Origin of the sequence: Methylophaga sp. UBA5088 (assembly GCF_002414625.1) — a bacterium.
Lineage (GTDB): Bacteria > Pseudomonadota > Gammaproteobacteria > Nitrosococcales > Methylophagaceae > Methylophaga > Methylophaga marina.
Map to the genome: position 1 here is coordinate 335 of NZ_DIAC01000097.1, position 381 is coordinate 715.

1 pseudogene is annotated in these 381 nt (G+C 41.5%); it reads right to left on the bottom strand.

Going from position 1 to position 381, the window contains the following annotated elements:
• Positions 1-366: pseudogene (locus B4K20_RS11955) on the bottom strand (protein TolQ); the annotation flags it as partial.
• Positions 367-381: the final 15 nt, after the last annotated feature.

Genomic DNA, 381 nt, shown 5'->3' on the forward strand with positions numbered 1-381 from the left:
CTGCTCACCGATATTGACCAACATGGCGCGTTCAATATTTTCTACTTTTTTATCTTGCGCCATGGTGCCGATATGTTGATATTTTTCATACTCTTGCCAGCCAGTTTGAAAAATGGCAGGAATCGCTTTATACAGAGTCACATCCGTTTTGGCTGCTGGCAAAGCGGCCATATCACTTGTTTGTCTGAATAGTTGCTGAAACTGTTTGTTTTGTTTCTCCAAACGATTGAGAACATGTGAACGCCAAAGAATCAGATACCAGCTCACCATCGACGCCAATACCAGAATTATCATGACTATTTTGACTAACATACTGGCATCACTTACCAGCCCCCAAATGGTCATTTCATGCATTGCTGTTTCCATGATTGACTCCTTATT